The 20,842-nt window shown below is 61.8% G+C and carries 18 protein-coding genes and 1 tRNA gene; 7 read left to right on the plus strand and 12 right to left on the minus strand.

Translation table 11 applies throughout. From position 1 onward, the window contains the following. Positions 1-33 precede the first annotated feature (33 nt). The 5 genes from NMQ09_RS16405 to NMQ09_RS16425 all read left to right on the plus strand — a co-directional run bounded on the left by NMQ09_RS16405 (position 34) and on the right by NMQ09_RS16425 (position 5,259). Positions 34-990: an ABC transporter permease gene (locus NMQ09_RS16405; protein WP_255191664.1), complete on the plus strand. Its 957-nt coding sequence runs from the start codon at positions 34-36 to the stop codon at positions 988-990. Then, positions 983-2,032 carry an ABC transporter permease gene (locus NMQ09_RS16410; RefSeq protein WP_255191665.1) on the plus strand — a complete coding sequence of 350 codons (1,050 nt, stop codon included), beginning with the start codon at positions 983-985 and terminating at the stop codon, positions 2,030-2,032. Before NMQ09_RS16405 ends, NMQ09_RS16410 begins: the two co-directional genes overlap by 8 nt. After that, positions 2,032-3,105 (plus strand): ABC transporter ATP-binding protein, encoded by a 1,074-nt coding sequence (locus NMQ09_RS16415; protein WP_255191666.1) that lies wholly within the window; start codon positions 2,032-2,034, stop codon positions 3,103-3,105. The genes NMQ09_RS16410 and NMQ09_RS16415 overlap by 1 nt, the downstream gene beginning before the upstream one ends. After that, positions 3,098-4,441 (plus strand): ABC transporter ATP-binding protein, encoded by a 1,344-nt coding sequence (locus tag NMQ09_RS16420; protein WP_255191667.1) that lies wholly within the window; start codon positions 3,098-3,100, stop codon positions 4,439-4,441. The genes NMQ09_RS16415 and NMQ09_RS16420 overlap by 8 nt, the downstream gene beginning before the upstream one ends. Before the next feature lie 275 nt (positions 4,442-4,716). Then, the gene (locus tag NMQ09_RS16425) at positions 4,717-5,259 is read left to right on the plus strand and encodes a DUF7974 family protein (RefSeq protein ID WP_255191668.1); all 543 of its coding nucleotides are present in this window, start codon (positions 4,717-4,719) and stop codon (positions 5,257-5,259) included. A gap of 171 nt (positions 5,260-5,430) precedes the next feature. Here NMQ09_RS16425 and NMQ09_RS16430 read toward each other — a convergent pair whose 3' ends face one another. The 3 genes from NMQ09_RS16430 to NMQ09_RS16440 are packed head-to-tail and all read right to left on the minus strand — an operon-like array spanning position 5,431 to position 8,997. Then, the gene (locus NMQ09_RS16430) at positions 5,431-6,753 is read right to left on the minus strand and encodes an ABC transporter ATP-binding protein (protein ID WP_255191669.1); all 1,323 of its coding nucleotides are present in this window, start codon (positions 6,751-6,753) and stop codon (positions 5,431-5,433) included. Then, positions 6,746-7,795, minus strand: coding sequence for an ABC transporter ATP-binding protein (locus NMQ09_RS16435; RefSeq protein WP_255191670.1), 1,050 nt, complete (start codon positions 7,793-7,795; stop codon positions 6,746-6,748). Before NMQ09_RS16435 ends, NMQ09_RS16430 begins: the two co-directional genes overlap by 8 nt. After that, positions 7,792-8,997, minus strand: coding sequence for an ABC transporter permease (locus NMQ09_RS16440; RefSeq protein WP_255191671.1), 1,206 nt, complete (start codon positions 8,995-8,997; stop codon positions 7,792-7,794). Before NMQ09_RS16440 ends, NMQ09_RS16435 begins: the two co-directional genes overlap by 4 nt. 309 nt (positions 8,998-9,306) lie before the next feature. Here NMQ09_RS16440 and NMQ09_RS16445 point away from each other — a divergent pair, with 309 nt between their 5' ends. Beyond that, positions 9,307-10,251, plus strand: a complete 945-nt coding sequence (locus NMQ09_RS16445; protein WP_255191672.1) for an ABC transporter permease — start codon at positions 9,307-9,309, stop codon at positions 10,249-10,251. 78 nt (positions 10,252-10,329) lie between these two features. Further along, positions 10,330-10,749 carry a hypothetical protein gene (locus tag NMQ09_RS16450; protein WP_255191673.1) on the plus strand — a complete coding sequence of 140 codons (420 nt, stop codon included), beginning with the start codon at positions 10,330-10,332 and terminating at the stop codon, positions 10,747-10,749. 188 nt (positions 10,750-10,937) lie between these two features. On the opposite strand, the gene NMQ09_RS16455 is transcribed toward NMQ09_RS16450, so the two are convergent. From NMQ09_RS16455 to NMQ09_RS16495, 9 genes are all read right to left on the minus strand, one after another. Beyond that, a complete protein-coding gene (locus NMQ09_RS16455) occupies positions 10,938-11,819 on the minus strand; it encodes a DUF8054 domain-containing protein (protein WP_255191674.1) in 882 nt (293 codons plus the stop codon). A 460-nt stretch (positions 11,820-12,279) separates the two neighbouring features. Next, entirely contained in the window at positions 12,280-13,635 is a 1,356-nt protein-coding gene (locus tag NMQ09_RS16460; RefSeq protein ID WP_255191675.1) for an ABC transporter ATP-binding protein, read from the minus strand. Next, positions 13,628-14,695 (minus strand): ABC transporter ATP-binding protein, encoded by a 1,068-nt coding sequence (locus NMQ09_RS16465; RefSeq protein ID WP_255191676.1) that lies wholly within the window; start codon positions 14,693-14,695, stop codon positions 13,628-13,630. Before NMQ09_RS16465 ends, NMQ09_RS16460 begins: the two co-directional genes overlap by 8 nt. Continuing rightward, positions 14,692-15,918, minus strand: a complete 1,227-nt coding sequence (locus NMQ09_RS16470; RefSeq protein WP_255191677.1) for an ABC transporter permease — start codon at positions 15,916-15,918, stop codon at positions 14,692-14,694. The genes NMQ09_RS16465 and NMQ09_RS16470 overlap by 4 nt, the downstream gene beginning before the upstream one ends. 2 nt (positions 15,919-15,920) lie before the next feature. Next, positions 15,921-16,895: an ABC transporter permease gene (locus NMQ09_RS16475; protein ID WP_255191678.1), complete on the minus strand. Its 975-nt coding sequence runs from the start codon at positions 16,893-16,895 to the stop codon at positions 15,921-15,923. Positions 16,896-16,980: 85 nt separating this feature from the next. Continuing rightward, positions 16,981-18,831, minus strand: coding sequence for an ABC transporter substrate-binding protein (locus tag NMQ09_RS16480; RefSeq protein ID WP_255191679.1), 1,851 nt, complete (start codon positions 18,829-18,831; stop codon positions 16,981-16,983). A gap of 736 nt (positions 18,832-19,567) precedes the next feature. After that, a tRNA-Met gene (locus tag NMQ09_RS16485) sits at positions 19,568-19,642 on the minus strand. A 60-nt stretch (positions 19,643-19,702) separates the two neighbouring features. Beyond that, positions 19,703-20,152 carry a GtrA family protein gene (locus NMQ09_RS16490; RefSeq protein WP_255191680.1) on the minus strand — a complete coding sequence of 150 codons (450 nt, stop codon included), beginning with the start codon at positions 20,150-20,152 and terminating at the stop codon, positions 19,703-19,705. A gap of 48 nt (positions 20,153-20,200) precedes the next feature. Then, complete coding sequence (locus NMQ09_RS16495) at positions 20,201-20,803, minus strand: metal-dependent hydrolase (protein ID WP_255191681.1); 603 nt, start codon at positions 20,801-20,803, stop codon at positions 20,201-20,203. Positions 20,804-20,842 lie beyond the last annotated feature (39 nt).

Here is a 20,842-nt window from a genome sequence, read left to right on the forward strand (position 1 = left end):
CGCTAACCTGATTCACAGGTCGCTTTCAAACGTATGAGTCTTCGACGATTTATCCTGAAGCGGTTGCTGCTAGTCTTCCCGATACTGTTCGGTGTCTCAGTGATTACGTTCGCGCTCGTTCACTGGACCCCCGGCGACCCGGTCCAGCAGATGGTCGGGCTGAATCCGGACATGACACCCGCCGAAGAGCAGGCGCTCTACGACCGGTACGGTCTGAACGACCCAATGTACGAGCAGTATCTGACCTGGATGGGCAACATCCTGACGGGGGACTTCGGAGAGATGTACAGCTCCGGACGTGACGTCGGCACTATCGTGTGGTGGCGGCTGCCCGAGACGATCGCGCTCGGGATCTTCGGCTGGGCGTTCGCCCTCGCCATCGCGATTCCGTCCGGGATCTACGCAGCAGTGCACAAGGACGAGCTGGGCGACTCCGTCAGCCGATTCCTCGCCCTGTCCGGTATCTCGATTCCGAACTTCTGGCTCGGGCTGATCCTGATCCTGGTGTTCGGGCTCTATCTGGAGTGGTTTTCCGTGACGGCGCCGTCACGGGAACCGCTGTACAGCCCTGCAATGTTGTACTACCTCATCTTACCCGGGATCACGATCGGGACGGCATCGGCGGCGGCGCTGATGCGAGTCATGCGGACGTCGATGGCAGAAGAGATGAACAAAGAGTACGTGATGGCAGCCAGGGCCAAGGGACTACCCGAGCGGACCATCGTCCTCAAACACGTCCTCCGGAACTCGCTGATCTCGGTCGTCACGATCGCCGCGCTCCTGACTGCGAGCATCATCAGCGGCTCGGTCGTCGTCGAGTACGTCTTCAACTGGCCGGGTCTGGGCCGTGAGTTCATCGAGGCGTTGACTGCACACGAAATAGACATGATCATGGCGATTACGCTTATCACCGGTACGGCGATCATCATCGCGAACCTGATCGCCGACATCGCCTACGCGGTTCTCGATCCAAGGATTCGATATGACTAGACAGACTCACACGCAGCGAGGGCGAATTCAGATCACCGGGTTTGACCCCGACGTAGTCGAACGACGAGATCCACTCTCCGACTGGGCTCCCGACACGGGGGCGGAAACCGAGAGTCGATGGATGCGCGCATTCCACCGGTTCACCCGTAACCGGTCGGCACTCGTCGGCGTCGCCATCGTCGGGCTGCTCAGCCTGCTGGCGATCTTCGCCCGGCCGATCGTCCTCTTCGGAATCCCCGTCCAGCCGTTCGCGCTCGCACCGTACGAGGCTGGGACCACGCTGTACCTCTCCGTGGATCCGTCGGTACGCGCCTACGATCCGCCCTCGAGTGACTACTGGTTCGGCGTCGACGGCAACGGTCGCGACATGTTCTCGCGCGTGATCTACGGCGGGCGGTACAGCATCTCGATCGGGTTCGTCGTCGTTGCGCTCACGATGGTGTTCGGAATGATCTACGGCAGCATCTCCGGGTACTACGGTGGCCTGGTCGACGAGGTCATGATGCGCATCGTCGACACGCTGTACGCGTTCCCCGGACTCGTCCTGGCGGCGATCATCGTCACGCTCTTTGGCGGTGGCTACTGGCAACTCGTCGCTGCGTTTTCGCTGGCGGGCTGGATCGGATACGCGCGTATCATGCGCGGTGAGGTGTTGAAGATCAAGGAGATGGAGTACGTCCAGGCGGCGAGAGCGCTCGGCGCACGGGACCGATCGATCGTACTCCGCCACGTGACGCCAAACGCGATGTCCGCGGTGATCGTCGTCGCGACGCTCAACATCGGGACCGTCGTGATCGGCGTCGCCGCGCTCGGCTTCCTGGGCCTGGGTATGCCGCCGGGCTCGGCCGAGTGGGGGACGATGCTCGATCAGACCCGTGAGACCCTGATCCAGGGGCCGGGCGGGCAGATCCCCTGGCACGCGACGATCTTCCCCGGCGGAGCCATCTTCCTGTTCGTGATGTCGATGAACATGATCGGTGACGGGATCAACGACGCCCTCGACGCACAGGAGAGCGGCGTCTCCCAGGGAGGTGCCCAGTAATGGCGCTGCTCGAGGTAGAGGACCTGACCGTCCGGTTCTACACCGGTGACGGCGTCGTTACCGCGGTCGACAACCTCTCGTTCAGCATCGACCGCGGGGAGAAGTTCGGCGTGGTCGGCGAGAGCGGTGCCGGCAAAAGCGTCACCGCGCTCGCGCTGATGAGACTCATCGACGAACCGGGGCAGATCGAGAGCGGGACGATTCGATTCAAAGGCGAGAACGTCCTCGACATGTCAGAAGAGGAGGTTCGAAACATCCGCGGGAACGAGGTCGCGATGATCTTCCAGGACGCTCAGACCGCCCTCAATCCCGTCTACACCGTCGGCGAGCAGATCGCAGAGACCATCCGACACCACCTCGGCTACGGAAAGGAGGAAGCTCGAGAGCGGACCATCCAGCTGCTCGATCAGGTCGGCATTCCCGAAGCGGAAATGCGGTACTCCGACTATCCCCACGAGTTCTCCGGCGGAATGCAACAGCGAGCCGTCATCGCGATGGCGCTGTCGTGTGATCCTGACTTGCTCATCTGTGACGAGCCGACGACCGCGCTCGACGTGACGATCGAGACGAAGATCCTCGACCTGATCAGAGAGCTCGCCGACGAGTTCGACACGGCGGTTCAGTTCATCACCCACGACCTCGGCGTCGTCGCCGAGCTGTGTGACCGCGTGATGGTGATGTACGCTGGCAAGCCGGTCGAGAAGTCGACCGTCGAAGAGCTGTACTACGATCCGAAACACCCCTACACGGTCGGATTGATGAGTTCGATCCCGCGAATCGGCGATCAACGCGAACGGTTGCAAACCATTCCCGGGACGATGCCTGACCTGGTCGAACTCCCCTCGGGTTGTAGCTTCCACCCGCGGTGTCCGTACGCCGAGGAGGCCTGTGCCCGGAAAGAGCCCCAACCGTTGAATCCGGAGACTGGACTGCCGGTCACCGATTCGAACGAGCGGAGTGCAGCGTGTCTCGCACACTCCGGCGAGCTGGAGAACGAACTCGGCTACGAGGTCGTCGTCTCCGATCCGGAACCAGAAGAGGTTGCCAAACCGATGGAGGGAGAACATGAGTAACGCTGGCGAGCCGCTGCTCGAGGTGAACAACCTGAAAAAGTACTACGACACGAGTAGCGGGTTCATCGATAGCCTCCTCGGGGGATCACAGAAGGTCAAAGCCGTCGACGACGTCAGCTTCGAGCTGTACCCGGGTGAGACCCTCGGCGTCGTCGGCGAGAGCGGCTGTGGGAAGTCGACGCTCGGCAAGTCGCTCGTCCGACTGATCGAACCGGACGAAGGTGAGATCATCTTCCGGGGAGAGGACATCACGACGTACTCCAGATCCGAACTCCGGGAGATGCGAAAGGACATCCAGTACATCTTCCAGGATCCGTACTCGAGTCTGAACCCGCGGATGACCGTCGGCGACATCATCCGCGAGCCGCTGAAGATCCACGGGATCGGAACCGGTGACGATCACGGCGCACGGATCGCCGAACTACTCGAGGAAGTCGGGTTGAACGCGAGTCACGCGAGCCGCTACCCCCACGAGTTCTCCGGCGGACAGAAACAGCGCATCGGCATCGCCCGGGCGCTCGCCGTCGACCCGGATGTCATCATCTGTGACGAGCCCGTGAGCGCGCTCGACGTCTCGGTCCAGGCACAGATTCTCAATCTCCTGGAGGACCTCCAGGAGCGATTCGACCTCTCGTACATCTTCGTCGCTCACGACCTGAGCGTCGTCGAACACATCTCCGATCGCGTCGGGGTGATGTACCTCGGGAAGTTCGCGGAAGTCGGACCGACCGAGGAGGTGTACGCCCCGCCGTACCACCCCTACACGGAGGCGCTCCTGTCGGCGATTCCCGAACCCGACCCGTTCTGGGAGGGAGAGCAGATCTTCCTCCCCGGCACGGTGCCGTCGCCGATCAACCCGCCGTCGGGCTGTCGGTTCCACACCCGCTGTCCGCGGGTGATTCAACCGACCGAGTACGAACTCGATCAAGACGTCTGGCGGGCGCTATTGACGCTCAAACAACGAGCACGCAGTGCGGATTCGATCAGCGCGATCCTGGCGCTGCAATCGGATCCCGAAGAGAACGTGGACGTCGACCCCGAAACGCTCGACGCTGACGAACTCGATCGACTCATCCGCACGGAGTTCGACCTGCCGAGTCGGTTAGGAGACCCGCACGCAGAGCGGCAGTTCGGGGAGCTAATCGAGATCATCTCGGGCGGAGACGGCCTCGAGGCTGCGGCGACGAAACTCGAGGAAGCCTTCAGCTCCCCGTGTGAGCAGATCGACCCGAAATCGATACCGGTCAATCCATCGCACGAAATTTCCTGTCTGCTCTACGACGACTCGGGGAGCAGCGCCGTCTCGGAGCTGGGCGACGCCGTCGCCGACGACTGAAGGGGTCGTCTCCAACTCGTTGTATTCGCCCGTCGAAAAGCGCACGAGCGACCGTGCCTCGAGCCGATAGTAGCAAGTGAAACGGGTTACACACTGCTCGCAGCGAGACGGCCAGTACTGGCGGAATATCGCCAGCACTGGCCGCTGGATCGCGAGCAGGTGTGCAATGACTTTCAGTGGCTACTATAGTGAGGCGGACGACACGCATCTACGCTCGCCGCCTCGTGCACACCGAGCACCGAACGTTTTAGCGTCCGAGCCGCGTACGTGTGCCAATGAAGCGGATTTACGAGTCGAACGCCCTCAGGCGCGACGACACCGACCCGTTCAGTCCGAACGAGCGAGACAGTTCGCGCGAACCGCAGGCGATGCGTTCGGTACCGTCGACGTATCTCAGTCGCCTACTCGTCCCGCACCGAGTTCGGTACTGGTCTATTTCCGTCGACGTTTCAACTCCAAAAACGGAGTACACCGTTGGAGAGTCCGTGCCCTTCGCCGTCACCATGAAGAACGCGATGCCGTTTCCGATTACGATCCCCGTCCGGTCGCTCATCGCCTGGGACTGGGAGGTCGACGGCCTGACCCAGGCCGCACACGTCGATCCCCGTGATCCGCCGGAAGAAACGCGCGGATTTCGGTTCTCCCGCGGCGAACGAAAGCAGTACCGCCGCCGGTGGCAGGGTATGTTCCGCGTCTCCGAGTCCGAGTGGGAGCCGGCTCCCCCGGGAGAGTATACGATCGGTGCCGGAATCAATATCGAAGGCGCTGTGAAGAAAGGGCTGTACGACGAAACGACGGTCAGACTCGTTCCCGAGTGACCCGCCGGCGTAGAACAGGCCACGGCTGGGAACTACCGACGTCCTCGACGAATTGATCTACTTCTGAATCGGCCGGCCGTGGAAGTCGGAGAACGGTCTCTCGGATCGACCCCGAGCGGCGCGCGGTCGGCGCTGGGGGCAGTTCAGATGGCGTGACTCGGTGTCGACCGGCTACCGATCGGTCGACGGTGAAACCGGGCCGCAAGGAGCATCCGGGTTGTACCGGTGACAGCGAACCTGCTGCCCGTCGACGGTTCGTTCTTCGGGTTCTCGGCGTTCACAGATCGTCCGGAACGCGTCGGAGAGGCCGTCGGTCGCCCGTTTTCGGTCGCCGTCGGCCAGCGCGGCTACCGCTTCCGTGACGGCCTCGTCGACGGTTTCGTCGGGGAACGTCTCGGGCAGATCGAACGCATCGCGGACCGACGACGCGTCAGTCGCTCCCTCACACGTGAGTGTTCCAGGCAGTTCGCCAGCCTCGAGCGTGAATCGAAACGCGGCGACTCGCTTCCACCCGTCGTCGACGTCGACCTCAGCTGGTGGAATAATCGCCGGGCAGCGGGTGTGGAATCGACACCCTGCTGGCGGGTCCGCCGGGTCAGGAACCACGTCGGTCAACGGCCGTGCGAGCGTGCGGTCGGTCGGATCGAGACTGGGGACCGACTCGAGAAGCACCTGCGTGTAGGGATGGGCGGGAGATCCGAGGACCGATTCGACCGGTCCTCGCTCGACCGTTTTCCCGAGGTACATCACGACGACGCGGTCGCAAAATCGGCGAACCACGTCGATGTCGTGGCTAATGAAGAGGATCGAAATATCGTACTCCCGACGGACGTCGTCGAGTAACGCGAGGACGTCGGATTCGACCCGGGTGTCGAGCGCGCTCGTCGGCTCGTCTGCCACGATGAGATCGGGATTGAGGACGAGGGCTCGAGCGATGGCGATGCGCTGTTTCTCCCCGCCGGAGAACTCGTGGGGGTACCGGTCGGCGTCACCAGCCGAGAGGCCGACGCGCTTGAGTAGGTCCTCGACGATTCGCCGTCGACGGCTCCCGTCGCCCATCCCGTGAAGCCGGAGCGGTTCGGCGACGGCCTCGCCGACCGTCATCCGCGGACTGAACGCCTCGTTCGGGTCCTGGACGACGAGCTGTGCCCGTCTACGGAACGCGCGAAGGTCACGACCCTCGAGCGCTGTCACTCGCTCGCCGTCGAAGTAGATCTCGCCGCTGGTGGGCTCTACGAGTCGGAGGATCGACTCCGCAGTTGTGGATTTCCCGCTGCCGGACTCCCCGACGAGTCCAACGGCCTCGCCGCGCCCGACGGAGAAAGTCACGCCATCGACGGCGCGGATCCGCCCCATTTCCCGGCGGAGCCACCCCTTCGTGATCGGATAGTGGGTCTCGAGGTTTTCGACCGAGAGTAACGGTTCTTCCCCTCCTGCGTCGTCCGTTTCGTCAGCATCTTCGACCGTTCTGGCATCAGTCGTATGATCAGTCATCGGTTTCACCCCGGTGTGTGCGAGGGCTAGCGTCGACGGCGTCGAGAATCGGCTCCGCTCGACGATCCCCGTCGTAGTGGATACACGAGACCGCGTGCTCGTCGTCGTTAGAAGCGGGATAGAACGGTGGTTGCCGGTCGCTCGAACACGCGTCGACGGCGTACGAGCACTCCTCACGGAATCGACAGCCTGTCGTCGGGATCTCCCCACGTGCGGTGCGGTCGTCACGGCGGTCGATCCCGTCGTAACTCTCGAATAACGTCTGCGTGTAGGGATGAGACGGCTGTTCGAACACCTGCTCGACCGGGCCGCGCTCGAGGATCGTCCCCCCGTACATCACGAGCAGGCGGTCGGCGAGCGCGGCGACGACGCGGAGGTCGTGCGTGACGAGCAACATCGACATGCCGTCTCGAGTGAGTTCGCGCAACAGCTCGATGAGCCGGGCCTGGACGGTCACGTCGACGGCCGTCGTCGGTTCGTCGGCGATCAGCAGGTCGGGCCCTGCCGCCAGTGCAATTGCGAGTGCGACTCGCTGGGCCATTCCTCCCGAAAACTCGTGGGGATAGTCGTCGATGCGTGTTTCGGCTCGCGGGATACCGACGCGTCTGAGGAGTTCGATGCCGCGTTCTCTGGCGGCCCGTTTGCCCACAGCTTCGTGGATGGTTATCGCCTCGACGAGCTGATCACAGACGGTGTACACCGGGTCGAGCGCCTGTTGTGGGTTCTGAAAGAGGTGCGCGATGCGGTTCCCCCGAATCGACCGCCGGACGGACTCGTCGGCCTCGAGCACTGAGTGTCCGTCGAACACGACTGAGCCCGAGACGACCTCCGCTGGTGGCTGGGGGATCAGACCGGTGAGCGACTGACAGGTGACGCTCTTTCCGCTGCCGGATTCACCGACGAGGCAGACGATTTCACCGCGGTCGATGCTGAAGCTCACCCCGTCGACGGCGTGAACCGTTCCACGGTCGGTGTGAATGTGCGTCCGGAGGTTCTCGACGGTGAGCAGCGGCGTCTCCGCGCGTTCTGTCTGGTGAGTCATCGGCCACCTCGCGGGTCGAGGGCGTCCCTGAGGCCGTCTCCGACGAGTTTGAACGAGAGCATCGTCGCCGTGAGCGCGATGGCAGGAAGGGTCGAAACCCACCAGAGCTGGTAGGCCGGGTGCTCGGCTCTGTTCTGCATCTGCCCGGCGACTTCGGCGTTCACCGACTCGCTGATAATACTTCCCCACGAGTACAGTTCGATATGGTGAAAACCAAGGAACGCGATGCCGGCTTCGAACAGGACGAGGAGCGCGAGTAGCTGGAAGACGGCTGGAACCAGCGTGTTCGTAATATTCGGAACGATGTGACGGCTGGCGACGTACCGGTCGGATGCACCGAGACTTCGGGCGACCCGAACGTGTCCGTTTTCGCGACGCTGGAGCACCTCGCTTCGAACCAGTCGGGCAATTCCACCCCAGCTCAGTAAGCCAAATGCACCGATCAAAAGCAGCAGTGACGGATTCCAGTACGTGTATCCGACGAAGTAGACCAGGATGGCAGGGATAGATAACTGGACGTCGACGTAGGACATCAGCAGGCTGTCGACGACGCCGCCACGAAGCCCGGCGACGACACCGACGGCGGTCGCCAGCGGCACCACGAACGCGGCAGTGATGAACGTGACGTAGAGCGCCGTCCGGGTGCCCTGAACCAGCAGGAATCCCATCGGATGCCCTCGTTCGTTCGTCCCGAGTGGATACGTCCACGAGCCGTGACACTGCCGTTCGAACGGCGGTCCGGTGACTTCGCCGACGCACTCGATCCGGACGATTTCGCTCGTAAATCCGACGGGTGGATGGAACGCGTGGTGAAACCGCAATCCAGGGTTTGAAACCAGCATCGGTCCGACAAACCCGACGACGACGAAGACGATGAGGTAGCCGAGCGCCCCCACGGTGATCGGCCGCGAGCGCAATCGGCCGAGAACGCGTCGAACCGAGTCACGCCGCTTGCACAGCGGCACGACGCCGTATGCGACCAGCACCACGGTCGAAAGCATAAAAATCCAGTCGATAGGCTCGGTTCGCCACGTACCGACGAGGTAGACGTGGGCGACGTGTCGATCGTACAGATACAGCGCAGTGACTGCCAGGATTCCGACGAGAAGCGCCACCCGTTCGGCCGTTACCACCCCTCTCGAACGGTCGATCTCAGACCAGTTGACGCGCTCAAATCGCGCGTCTTCATCGCCTCTACTCATGGAGGACGTCCGACGTGATGAGCGTAAGTATGATAAACATTACCTTCGTATCGTGTTTACATCAGTGGATCAACCAGTGCGCTTTTATAAATGTATGCGAGTACAGCACAGTATGCCCTCCGCCACGTCTCGTAGCGGTATCGACGTTGGACCATATCGGTCCCGCCGGGGAGGACACGTTGACTGGTCCCAACGACGCACCAACGCGGTCACCCGCGGCCACCAGTTTCGGCGCGATTCACACCGTTCACGCCGGTTCGCATACCCCACGTCACCGTCGGGCGACTGGCATCGGTCACGGGTGAACCGATGAGCGTTCTCGGGCTCTTTGCAAAGCGGATCGCAGTCGGCCTCTTCTCGGCATGGGTAGTGTTGACCACCGTCTTCGCGGCGATGACGATGACCGACGACTGGGTCGCTCAAAGCATCGAAGGAATGCTCCGATTCGGGAACGCGAGCGAAGAAGAGATCGAACAGGCGCTCAACGCGTATATGGCCGATCGCGGGTACGATCGCCCGCTGTACGAACAGTACGTCGACTGGATGGGGAACATGCTCACGCTCGAGTGGGGCGACTCGCTCGTCTCCGGGGAACCCGTGACGGCCCTCGTCGTCGACGGCGTCGTCCGAACGGGAATGTACGTCGTTCCTGCACTCGTACTCGGTGTGTGCATCGGCATACTCGTCGGACTCTACGCAGCGGTCGCCCCGAAAAGCCGGGTTGCGAACCTCGGGCGTGGAACCGCGTACCTTCTGTTCGCGTTGCCGAGCTTCTGGCTCGGTGGGTTCTGCGTCGCACTCGTCAGAGGCGGGGTGATCGATCGACCCGACCTACTGTTCGACCACGGATTACCGATCCTGTTCATCACGATGACGCTCCTCGGCGGGTACGTGAGCTATACGCGGGCACACGCGTTGGAGTACACTTCGACCGACTTCGTCGCACTCGTCAAAGCCAAGGGGGCAAGTCCACTGCTCGTCACCCGGCACATCGTCCGAAACGCGGCGATTCCGCTCTTCTCGATGCTGTTCACCGAGGTGCTCGCGTTGCTCGTCCTGGCGGTGTTCGTCATCGAGATGCTCTTCGCGATCGACGGATTCGGGTTGTTGTTCCTGCAAGCGGTGATGCACCGCGACTTCCCGATCGTCCTCGGCGGGACGATCGTCGTTATCGTGCTCGGCGTGGTCGGCAGCATCGTTCAGGACCTGTCGTACTCGTACCTGGATCCCCGGGTGGACACCGGTCGTCGGTGAGTTGCGCTCGCTTGCCACCTGTTTTCGCAGCCTCGATCTCCCCAAAATTATTTGACAACGCAGAGTCATTTGTATACAATGAGAACACCAGTCAACGCGTCGTTCGAATACAACCGCTGGCCGGTTCTCTGGGCTGCCGTGGTGATGGTTGTGGGTGGCCTCGTCGTGAACTTCGGGCTGAACCGGCCAGGGTGGTTGCTGCCCCTGGCGCTGCTCAGCGGTGGCGTCGCCGCAGCACTGAGCGGCTACTACGAACCCTCGGCGAACAACGGGGCGCTCGGGGTGATTGTCGGCACCGCAGTGTTGATCCCGGGGCTGGCGTACACCCGCGTCACCTGGATGTTCGGCATTCAAAGCACCGGCGACGTGCTGTTCTTTACCCTCGTCCTCTCTGCAGCGTGGTTCACAGTCACGTTCTCCCTGGCGATACTGGGCTATCTCGGCGCGATTTTCGTCGACTTCACCCGTCGTCGTATCGGTGGGCCGATCGGATACTGATGGTGATAGGATACGTCCTCATACTGCCGGACAAAACGGTTCACGCATCGATCGCACGCGACCGACCGTCAGCGAGTCCAACGGCCGGTCACAGCGCGATCGAGTGGTTACTGACTGTTGTCCAGTAGTATCAGCACTCGATCCACCTTCTCAACAGTTCCCTGAACGCGAAAACGGCGTTCGATTTTCTAAGGAATGAATCCCTTGTCGGTCTCTCTCGTTTCGACTCCCTCCGGATCGAATTCCAGGAGCGGCTCCGCACAGTCGGCACAGGCGAGCGCGCGAACCTCGTACGATCGACAGCACGACTCGACGGTGTCCGACCCGAGGGCCACGTCACCCGAACAGAGTGGACAGCGCACGTGGAACGATCGGAGCGACTCGAGCATGCCGACTCGCTGCTCGAACGGAACGTCCATCCAGCGTTCGGTCCGCTCACACAGCGCCTCGTGCGTGGCGGCATCCGCGACGAGCGCCGCGTCTCCGGGCCACTTTCGAATTCGACGCGAGACCTTGATCGCGGGGTACTCGCGATCCTCGAACGACACGTCCTCCGGCTCGAGGTCGAACATGTCGGCGACCGTCTCTCGAGCCACTGGCTCGTCCCGATACCGCTCAACGTGGGCGTCGAGGAGGGCCGCGAACTCGTCGGTGAAACAGAGGTCCTCACCACACGGTTCGACGATTCCCTCCTCGAGGAGGAACTGCTCCGGATCGACGGCGTTCCGTCGCTGTTCCTCGAGGCGCTCGAGCGTTTCCCACTGCGTTCCGTCCTCGTCGTCCTCGGTGCTCTCGGGCACGGGGTGGGTGTCGAAGCGGGCGAGCACCCGATCGGGAACGTACCGTTTCGTGAATTCGGGCGTTCCGGGCACGAGGTAGCCCCGCAGATAGATGAGCGCGATCGAGCCGGCGAACGCGACGACCCCGAGGACGGGCGAAACCAGCCCCACGAACGCGCTCCCGACGAGAGCGATCACGACGTTGACGAGGGTACACGGCACACACCGGTTCTCGCCCGTGTATTCCGGCTTCCGGACGCGGTCGAGGAACGTCACAGCCTGATCCGTCATGCCCACGGGTTGGTGTAGCGGGGTAAAAACTCGTGTGGCTCGAGGCGGCGTCCCGGCAGAGGCGTCCGACGCGCCGGGTCTCGAGAACGAGACGTCGCTCGAGAATCCCTCCTGTCGGGTGAAGCTCATCGACGCAGGAGCGTTTCGTCGGGGAGAGTACGCGGGCACGCAGTCACGAGAGACGAAACGGTTCCGCGTCGTCGGAAACATCCTGTCGGACCTTCTCGTGTCGCCTGCTCGATCCCCGCGTCGACACGGGGACGGGATGGCGGGGCCGTTCTCTCCTGATTTTCGACGAGCGGTTGTGGCCGGTCCGATGGTCGAGCGTCGCGAAGTCGTCCGCAGCGAAAAGACCCGTTCTCGAGCCCCATACCACCTACCTGACGCCGAGACCGGAGTAGTTCACCCGGTGTCGAATCGGCGAGTGCAACGGCACTCGGCGGGCAAGGCGGGATCTGCCTCAGTCGTCGGTTGCGGCCAGCGCTTCCGAGTGTGGCTCCTCACGGTGTCGAATGCACGCCGATTCGTGACCGTTCCCATGATCGGTGAACACTGGTGTCGTCTCCTCACACGGCGTCACGAACGCTGTCGCCATCCGTTCTGCGGCTCTCTCGGCGTCGCCAGCGACGAACTCGTCGAGCGCCTGCTCGAGCGTACGATCGGCGTCCACGTCCGAAAGTTGCTCCGGAAGGTCGAACTCGGCCCTGATCTGGGCTCTGATCGCGTCGGAAGGGATCTCGATGTCGGCTGTCGCCTCGTCCGCGAGGGCGTTCTCCCGGAGCTTCTCGACGTCGATCTCGCCCGCGAGCAGCCGGTCGCGTAGGTTCAACAGCCGTCGCCACTGGATCTGCTCGAGGTCGAACTCGTCGGGCTGGACGACCTTGGGACAGCGGGTGTGGAACCGGCAGCCACTTGGGGGATCCGTCGGACTCGGAACGGTACCCGTGAGCGTGATCTCTTCCCGTTCGGCTCGCGGATCCGGCGTCGGGACCGAGGACAGGAGCGCCTCGGTGTAGGGGTGTTTCGGGTTCGAGAAGAGCTCCTCGGTTTCGCCGATCTCGACGATCTCGCCGAGATACATGACCGCGACGCGATCACATATCTCTCTAACTACTGACATGTTGTGACTGATGAACAGCATCGAGAGCCCGAACTCCGTCTGCAGTTCGTCGATCAGCGAGAGAATCTCCGCCTGTATCGAGACGTCGAGCGCCGACACCGGCTCGTCGGCGACGATGAGATCGGGATTGAGCACGAGTGCCCGTGCCAGCGCGATGCGCTGTTTCTGGCCACCGGAGAACTCGTGTGGGTACCGATCGTAGTCGCTCGGCGAGAGACCGACGCGCTCGAGCAGATCCTCGACGATGGCACGCCGGCGCTTCCGATCGGTCATTCCGTGAACCATCAGCAACTCGGCGACCGAATTGCCGACGGTCATCCGTGGATTGAAACTCGAGGACGGATCCTGGAAGATCATCTGGACGTCCCGGCGGAACGCCTTCAGCTCGTTGGCATCGAACCGGGTGACGTCGTTTGGATGGCTAGTGTCGGAACGGCGGCTCTTTCCGCCGCGGCCGCCGCCGTTGAAGATTACCTCCCCCGCCGTCGGCTCCTCGAGGTGGACGATCGACGTCGCGGCTGTGGACTTCCCACAGCCCGACTCACCGACCAGACCGAGCGTCTCTCCCCGACGGATGTCGAAGCTGATCCCATCGACGGCCCTGGCAGCGCCGACCTGTCGGGGGATGATCCCTTTCTTGATGGGGTAGTGTTTCTTCAGGTTCCGAACCGACAGAATCGGTTCCTCGTCAGTCATCGGCGAGCTCACCTCCGTCGATGGACGTCTCCGATCCCACGTGCGGATCTCGCGCTCGTTCCTGGTCGTCGTCGAGAACGACGGAACTGTCGTATCCTGGTCCGTGATAGAGACAAGAGACGCGGTGGTTCGGGCCGATTTCGATCTCCTCCGGTTGGTCGCCAACGCGACAGTCCTCGAGGGCGTATGGACACCGCGGTGCGAATCGGCAGCCGTCCGGTGGGTCGGTGGGATCCGGCAGCGTGCCGGGAATCCCGCCGAGGTTACCTCCACTTCCCGGAACACACCGCAAGAGCGCTTTCGTGTACGGGTGTGACGGCTGGTCGAAGATGTCAAGCACGTCCGCACGTTCCATCACTTTCCCGGAGTACATTACCACGACCCGATCAGCGATCTCGGCGACGACGCCGAGGTCGTGCGTGACGAACAGGATCCCCATTCCGTACTCTTCCTGGAGTTCGTTGAGGAGATCCAGGATCTGTGCCTGAACGGTCACGTCGAGCGCCGTCGTCGGCTCGTCTGCGATGAGGAGGTCCGGGTTTCCGACGAGCGCCATCGCGATCATCACCCGCTGTTTCTGGCCGCCGGAGAACTCGTGGGGGTAGTCGTCGAACCGGGCGCTCGCGTTCGGGATGCCGACTCTGTCGAGCAGGTCGATCGCTCGCGCTCTCGCTTCCTCTTTCGGCACGTCTTCGTGGACCCGGATCGACTCGACGATCTGCCACCCGACGGTGTAACAGTGGTTCATCGCCTCCTGGGGGTTCTGGAAGATGTGCGCGATGTTGTTGCCCCGGACCGACCGGAGCTCTTCTTCGGTCATCGCCATCAGGTCCTCACCCCGGTAGCGAACCGCCCCCTCGACGGCTCCGGGTGGCTCTTTCACGAGTCGGGTGACCGATTCGGTCGCGACCGTTTTGCCGGAGCCGGACTCGCCGACGATACACACCGTCTCGCCCTCGTGGACGCTGAACTCGACGTCGTCGACCGCAACGAGGGTTCCGGCAGCTGTCTCGAACGTAGTCGTGAGGTTTTCGACTTCGAGTATGGTGTCGTTGGTCATTTGTCTGCCTCCGCCTCCGCTTCGGGGTTAAGTGCGTCGAGCAGTGCGTCACCGAGGAAGTTGAACGCGAGGATCGTCAGGAAGAGGACGATCCCTGGTGCGAGGACGATCCACGGTGCATACGAGAGCGAACTTCGTCCCATCGAGATCAACTGTCCCCACGATCGGATGCTCGAGTCACCGAGCCCGAGGAAAGCCAGTTGTGCCTCGGCCAGGAGGAAGATCGGGATGAGCAGCGTGAGTTGGGTGATGATGCTGCTGGCCGTGTTCGGGACGACGTGTCGACGAACGGTTCTGAACGTGCTCGCGCCGCTGATTCTGGTGGCCTTGACGAACTCCTCTTCGGAAACGGACAGTGCCTTGCTCCGAACGTATCGTGCAGTTCCACCCCAGCCGATAACCGCGAACACGAGGATGAACATGGCCAGACTCGCGCCGTAGATGTAGAGGATCAGGATGTAGATCAGGAGCGTCGGGAGCGAGAGCACGATGTCGACGAAGCGCATCATGATCTCGTCGACCCAGCCGCCGGCGTAGGCGCTCACGGTTCCGAAGGTGATCCCGATCGCTGCGACGATCGTCGTCACGATGAAGGCGATCTGCATGCTGATCGTCATCCCGTAGACGATGATCGTAAAGACGCTCTGTCCGTCGTGGCTCGTTCCTAACGGATACTCCCACGTTCCGTAGCACCTGCCGTCCTGTATCTCCCCGGCACACGTCGGCACGTGCACCATCTCGGTCGACATGTACACGGGCGGCTGGTACCCGATCAGAATGTCCGTCTCCGGTGGGTTCATGACGAGCGGCCCGAGGAGCCCACCGACGAAGACGATGGCCAACCAGCCCAGACTGACGACGGCTGGACGGTTACGCTTGAACTCCTTCCAGTAGTACTTCGTCATCCGTGGATTCTGGTAGAGCGGTAACAGGAGGTAAAACAGGAACAACAGGATCGTGAAGATGAACAGGTAGTCGAGTCCCGACGGGTCGTGGTTGAGCCCAACCGTCTCGAAGAGTCCCGACACGCCCAGGTCCTCACCCAGCCGCTCGAACGTTGCTTCGCGCTCTCCCACGAGACGCCAGTCGTAGAGCGCCAGCGCGAGCAGCGGAATAGACGTCACCAGCATCAGTTTCGTGTTGATCGAGAGGACGAATCCACTCGAGTCGGTGATCTCGTCCCAGTCGACGTCGTCGAACCGATTTGGTATTTTCGTTGACATACTTATCTATCGTCGTAACTGATCCGCGGGTCCATTATGGTGAACACCAGGTCCTCGATCAGGTTACCGACCACGGCGATGAACGTGAAAAACAGCGTCGCCCCGAGTACGAGGTTCGTGTCCTGTGCGATGAGCGCATCGTACGTTACTCGTCCGAGTCCGGGGATTCCGAAGACGACCTCAACCAGCAGCGAGGAACCCCAGAAGATGGCGAGCAACTGCCCGACGACCGTCGTCGAGAGCGGAACCATCGTCGGTCTGAGGACGTGATACGCGTACGCCCGGAACGTCGAGACACCCTTGGCTTTCGCCGTCTTCATGAAGTCCGCGTTCATGAACTCTGCGGACTCGTTCCGGGAGACGCGCATGATGGCGCCGATCGATCCCGTGACGAGGACGAATACCGGAAGTGCCAGCTGTATCGCGTTGTCGAGGCTGAACACCGGGGCATCCGTCTGGTAGTACGTCGGCACCCAGTTGATCCAGACCCCGAAGATCAACAGCAGGACGATCGCGAAGAAGAAGTTCGGGATCGCGTATCCGAAGAACGCGAATCCCGTCGCTGCGTGGTCCTTCCAGCTGTACATGTTCGCCGCCGAATACAGTCCCACGAGCGGGCCGAGTAGCAGCGTCAGTATCGTCCAGGGAATCGAGTACTGTGCGGTGTAATAGAGGCCCTGCCATAACGCGTCCGTCACCGGCTGGCTGCGATGCTCGGACCAGCCCCAATCGAGCGTGTAAACGCTGACGACGTAGTCGACGTATCTCACGTGAATCGGCTCGTTGAGGCCGCGTAGTTCTCGCTCACGTTCTGCAGCCTCCTGTGGGTCGCCACCCTGCAGTGCCGCCTGTGTGGCGGCCTCCTGAACGCTTGGATTCGGTGCTGCCGCTAGCAACACGAACGTGAGCGTCACGATGATGAACGACACCACGACAGCCCACGCTACTCGTAACGCGATGTACCTCGCTAGACCCATATGTCAAATTCTTTCATGTTGGTATTCATACTCGTTTGAGGAACGTCGATTCAGCCACCCAAAACGGGGTGCAACCGTGGCGCTTTTAATAGTGCCAGGTAGGGAAGTCCCACCCGTTTGAGAAGTTCTCGATCGGACCGCGTAGCCCCGCAGTGTAGCCAACCAGGTCGTCAGGGAACGCCAGCATAATGTACGGTTGCTCTTCTGCGAGGTTCACGAATAACTCCTCGAAGATAGCTTGAATTTCTTCCTGGCTCTCCGCACTGCGCGCGTCGGCGAAGAGACCCTCGGCGTCGAACTCGGGGTAGTACCCGACGGGGTTGTACATCGTGGTGGCCCCGTCGAAGAAGACATCGTTCGCCTGTGGATTCCGCGGATACGTGTTCAACCCGAACACGACCGACATGTCCCAGGATTCGTTCGACGTCACCGAACGCGGACCTGGGTTCCAGGGAGACGGTTCATCCCACGTCAAACCGGCATCGGGGTCCTCGCCACCTTCCGGATCTGCGGTCCAGTACTCGTTGTTAAACCGATCTCCCCCGATCGCTTCGGGCTCCACCTCGATCCCGAGATTGTCCCCCAGTTCTTGCGCGGTGTACTCCGCTCTGAGCTGGCCGGTGGCCGAACCCGGGAAGTACAGGATGTCGAGCACCACCTGGTCTCCGTCGGGGGTCACCATGTCGTCCCCGTCGAAGTGGTAATCGTACTCCGACTGGTCGAAGGCATCCTGCGCAAGATCCCGTGCGACCTCCGATCCGTAGAGATCGCCGACCCCGAACATCGGGATGTCGTCTTCACCGGGGTAAAAGTTCGAAAACTGTGGCTGCCACGTGAAGTGAGGTTCGGCGTTCCCGCGGTAAACCCCTGCGATGAACTCCTCTTTGTTGATCGCACAGGCCAGCGCCTGTCGGAACTCTTTGATCTGGAAGAGGTTCCCCGGCCCCGCGTTCCAGCCGTTGTCTCGCATGTTGACCGAGAGGATGTTGTTGTACGGCTGTGGGATGGTGTACGTATCGACGTCGGGGTTCTCCTGGAACTCCGCGAAACGGTCCGGCGGGATGTCAGCCGTATCCGCCTCACCGGCCTCGAGCGCGCCCACACGGGTCGCTTCCTCTTCGACGATGTCTACCCGCAGCTCCTCGAAGTATGGCGCGTTACTGAAGAGGTGGGGGACGCCGTCGGCCTCCTGCAGGTAGTAGTCGTCGTTACGGACGTACCGGGTTCCCGCACCCCGCTCCCACTCCTCGAGCACGTACGGCCCCAGGTTGCCAGTGAACTGGAGTTCGATGAGTTCTTCGTTCTGACGGAGCCCATCGTCGTCCTCCTCATCGACGTACGGTTCCACGAGATCCTTCGGGATCGGATACTCGAGCGGGGTGTAGGTCTCGGGCCACAACAATTCCGCGTCCTCCAGTTCCGCCTGGAACTCGAGGTCCCCGGTTTGCTCGACGTTGATCCCGGCCCAATCGCTCGAACTGGCGGTGTTCGCCCAGTCGCTCTGGTGGAGTTCTTCGATCTGGTAGACGAACGACTCGGCGTCGACCTGTCCGTACGGGTCGCTGAACTCGAGGCCGTCACGGATCTCGAATACCCACACGTTCCCCCCATCCTCGGTCCACAGGTCGTACAGCAGCGGGAAGAGTTCTTGATCGGCGTCGAAGGTGTACCCCTGGTCCAGCGCGTATCCGATCGCTGACCCGGCTCCAGCTTCCGTGTTGTACAGCGGGTTCAGCGTCGTGAACGTCGCGTGGTGCATGTTGGTGAACCTGCCGCCCACCTCTGGCAGTTCCTCGGCGTCGTGGTCGACGCCTCCGTCGCTGTCCCCGAACCCGCCGTCGTCGTCTCCGCCATCGTCGCCTCCATCGTCGCTGGGATCGCCACCGGTACAGCCGGCGAGGCCCACTGTTGCACCAGCGCCAATGAGTCCGAGCATTTCTCGTCGCGATCGAGACGTAATGAATCGCCTTCCATCACCTGGCATGGATGATAACACCTGTCAATCAAGACTATATAAACTTATCGGACATACATTGATTATGACTTATTGTCGCCTCGCACAATAGCAAAATTGAGCCATGATTCCAATAGATTCGAACCATATTAGCACCCTTGCGCAGCCCAACGACAATATTCGTCAGAATTACCGCGTGACAACGTTTGTCGAGAGACAGCTATGTTCTGTCGAGGCTGTAGTAACAACTGATACGGGTTACACACTGCTCGCCCGGGACAGTGCTGGTTGCTGAGTCGCGAGCAAGTGTGCAATAACGCCCAGCGGCTACTATATGGTTCAAAACTCACCGTCTTTTCACGTCGAAAAGTAGTGGGAGGGAGATTTGAACGACGCCGAGACGTGCTATAGTACTCGTTGAAACGAGTTACACCCGGTCACAGCCGAGCGGGCAGCCTCGGCCTCGTTGGCGAGGCTGACCGCCAACGGTCGTGACCAGGTGTGCAATGACTTTCAACGGTTACTATATCTTTGGCACTCACGTCCGCCTCGCTACGCTCGGCGAGTTGTTCGCGCCAAAATATAGCGGGAGGTAGATTTGAACTACGCCCACTTCGCTCCCTGCGGTCGCTCGTGGTCTACTTCAAATCTACTCGTCGTACGTTCGACGCTCACGGCGCTCGTCACTCCGTTCCTCGCTGTTGTTCGCGTCGAAAAGTAGCGGGAGGTAGATTTGAACTACCGATCTGCGGGTTATGAGCCCGCCGGAATCTCCTGGCTATCCCATCCCGCTACTTCCTTCTAACTCGGAGCAGTAGTTAAGGGTTGTGATTCGGCCACCGTATGCGACTTTCTACCGTTCGCTCCGGTGGACCTGCCACGTGTGGAGGCTCTCGAGGGTGTAGTTCACGAAGCAGCCGACGCCGATCCCGATCACGTTCGCCGCGATGTACCAGATGCCGACGTGCACGAGCGCGATGAACACTGTGAGCGTCACGAGAAAGCCCGCGAATCGCACCTGATACGATCGGACCAGCCGCCAGCCGACCGCTCGAGCCCTGCTCGAGCCGTACGACGCGAACGTCAGGCGCTCGTTGATGACGAAGATCGTCCCGATCGCAGCGACCCAGGCGACGACCTTGGCGGGGACGAAGCTGACCGCGGCGAACTCGACCAGTGCGAAGAGAAGACCATTGTCGACGAGCGCACCGACGAGCCCGGCGGAGGCAAACTGACCGAACCGCTTCGCAGAGTACAGGGCCCTGAGACGGCGTCGAACCGCCTCGAACAGCGAGTCACGCATTCTGGACGTCGACGCTGCGTGTCATCTCTCGTAGCCGTCGAAACGATTTCAGTCGGTTACCCGCCCAGCCCACTCGAGGAGTACCCGTTTACTGCCGGCGACGAGTTCCCGGAAGACCGGTGCGCCGTCGGAGAGCCAGAGGACGAACACGAACGCCATGAGTCCGAGCTGAAACCACATGTACGTCGAGAGCTCACCCGCGAGGAGGCCGTCCCAGTACTCGCCGACCATTCGGGTGAACGTCTCCCAGAAGCCGTGGTGGTGGCCGCCGGGCTCGGTCGGCGCGACCGGCCAGAGGATGCGCTCGATTGGGAACTCGCCTCGCTGGACGTACAGCGGGAGGACGTCCGCAGGGAGGTGCAGCAAGTAGCCGAGTCCGAACGCGACCCCGACCCGTGGTCGTCCGAGCAGCCGGGTGAGTACACCGACGGTTATCGCCAGCGGGATCGCGAAGAAGATCGAGTGACCGAGCGCGTACCCGCTCTCGAAGACGCCGAACTCCCACGCGAGTGGCTTGTCGATGAGGTCAGGGAGGACCGACGCGAAGACGACGACGATCGTCTCGAGGCCGTTCGGCGAGTCCCGGTAGTACGCGTGACAGCACAGCGAGTACGCGAGGTAGCCGACGACGGCGTGTTCCCACGGCCACATACGCTCGAGCCGTCGGACGAGCCGTGATTAGTTATGGGT

The organism is Natronobeatus ordinarius (genome assembly GCF_024362485.1).
Taxonomy (GTDB): Archaea; Halobacteriota; Halobacteria; order Halobacteriales; family Natrialbaceae; genus Natronobeatus; species Natronobeatus ordinarius.

What these genes read in the sequence shown, in the direction of transcription:
- NMQ09_RS16405 (WP_255191664.1), top strand. Translation starts at nt 34, where the DNA reads ATGAGTCTTCGACGATTTATCCTGAAGCGGTTGCTGCTAGTCTTCCCG.
- NMQ09_RS16410 (WP_255191665.1), top strand. Translation starts at nt 983, where the DNA reads ATGACTAGACAGACTCACACGCAGCGAGGGCGAATTCAGATCACCGGG.
- NMQ09_RS16415 (WP_255191666.1), top strand. Translation starts at nt 2,032, where the DNA reads ATGGCGCTGCTCGAGGTAGAGGACCTGACCGTCCGGTTCTACACCGGT.
- NMQ09_RS16420 (WP_255191667.1), top strand. Translation starts at nt 3,098, where the DNA reads ATGAGTAACGCTGGCGAGCCGCTGCTCGAGGTGAACAACCTGAAAAAG.
- NMQ09_RS16425 (WP_255191668.1), top strand. Translation starts at nt 4,717, where the DNA reads ATGAAGCGGATTTACGAGTCGAACGCCCTCAGGCGCGACGACACCGAC.
- NMQ09_RS16430 (WP_255191669.1), bottom strand. Translation starts at nt 6,753, where the DNA reads ATGACTGATCATACGACTGATGCCAGAACGGTCGAAGATGCTGACGAA.
- NMQ09_RS16435 (WP_255191670.1), bottom strand. Translation starts at nt 7,795, where the DNA reads ATGACTCACCAGACAGAACGCGCGGAGACGCCGCTGCTCACCGTCGAG.
- NMQ09_RS16440 (WP_255191671.1), bottom strand. Translation starts at nt 8,997, where the DNA reads ATGAGTAGAGGCGATGAAGACGCGCGATTTGAGCGCGTCAACTGGTCT.
- NMQ09_RS16445 (WP_255191672.1), top strand. Translation starts at nt 9,307, where the DNA reads ATGAGCGTTCTCGGGCTCTTTGCAAAGCGGATCGCAGTCGGCCTCTTC.
- NMQ09_RS16450 (WP_255191673.1), top strand. Translation starts at nt 10,330, where the DNA reads ATGAGAACACCAGTCAACGCGTCGTTCGAATACAACCGCTGGCCGGTT.
- NMQ09_RS16455 (WP_255191674.1), bottom strand. Translation starts at nt 11,819, where the DNA reads ATGACGGATCAGGCTGTGACGTTCCTCGACCGCGTCCGGAAGCCGGAA.
- NMQ09_RS16460 (WP_255191675.1), bottom strand. Translation starts at nt 13,635, where the DNA reads ATGACTGACGAGGAACCGATTCTGTCGGTTCGGAACCTGAAGAAACAC.
- NMQ09_RS16465 (WP_255191676.1), bottom strand. Translation starts at nt 14,695, where the DNA reads ATGACCAACGACACCATACTCGAAGTCGAAAACCTCACGACTACGTTC.
- NMQ09_RS16470 (WP_255191677.1), bottom strand. Translation starts at nt 15,918, where the DNA reads ATGTCAACGAAAATACCAAATCGGTTCGACGACGTCGACTGGGACGAG.
- NMQ09_RS16475 (WP_255191678.1), bottom strand. Translation starts at nt 16,895, where the DNA reads ATGGGTCTAGCGAGGTACATCGCGTTACGAGTAGCGTGGGCTGTCGTG.
- NMQ09_RS16480 (WP_255191679.1), bottom strand. Translation starts at nt 18,831, where the DNA reads ATGCTCGGACTCATTGGCGCTGGTGCAACAGTGGGCCTCGCCGGCTGT.
- NMQ09_RS16490 (WP_255191680.1), bottom strand. Translation starts at nt 20,152, where the DNA reads ATGCGTGACTCGCTGTTCGAGGCGGTTCGACGCCGTCTCAGGGCCCTG.
- NMQ09_RS16495 (WP_255191681.1), bottom strand. Translation starts at nt 20,803, where the DNA reads ATGTGGCCGTGGGAACACGCCGTCGTCGGCTACCTCGCGTACTCGCTG.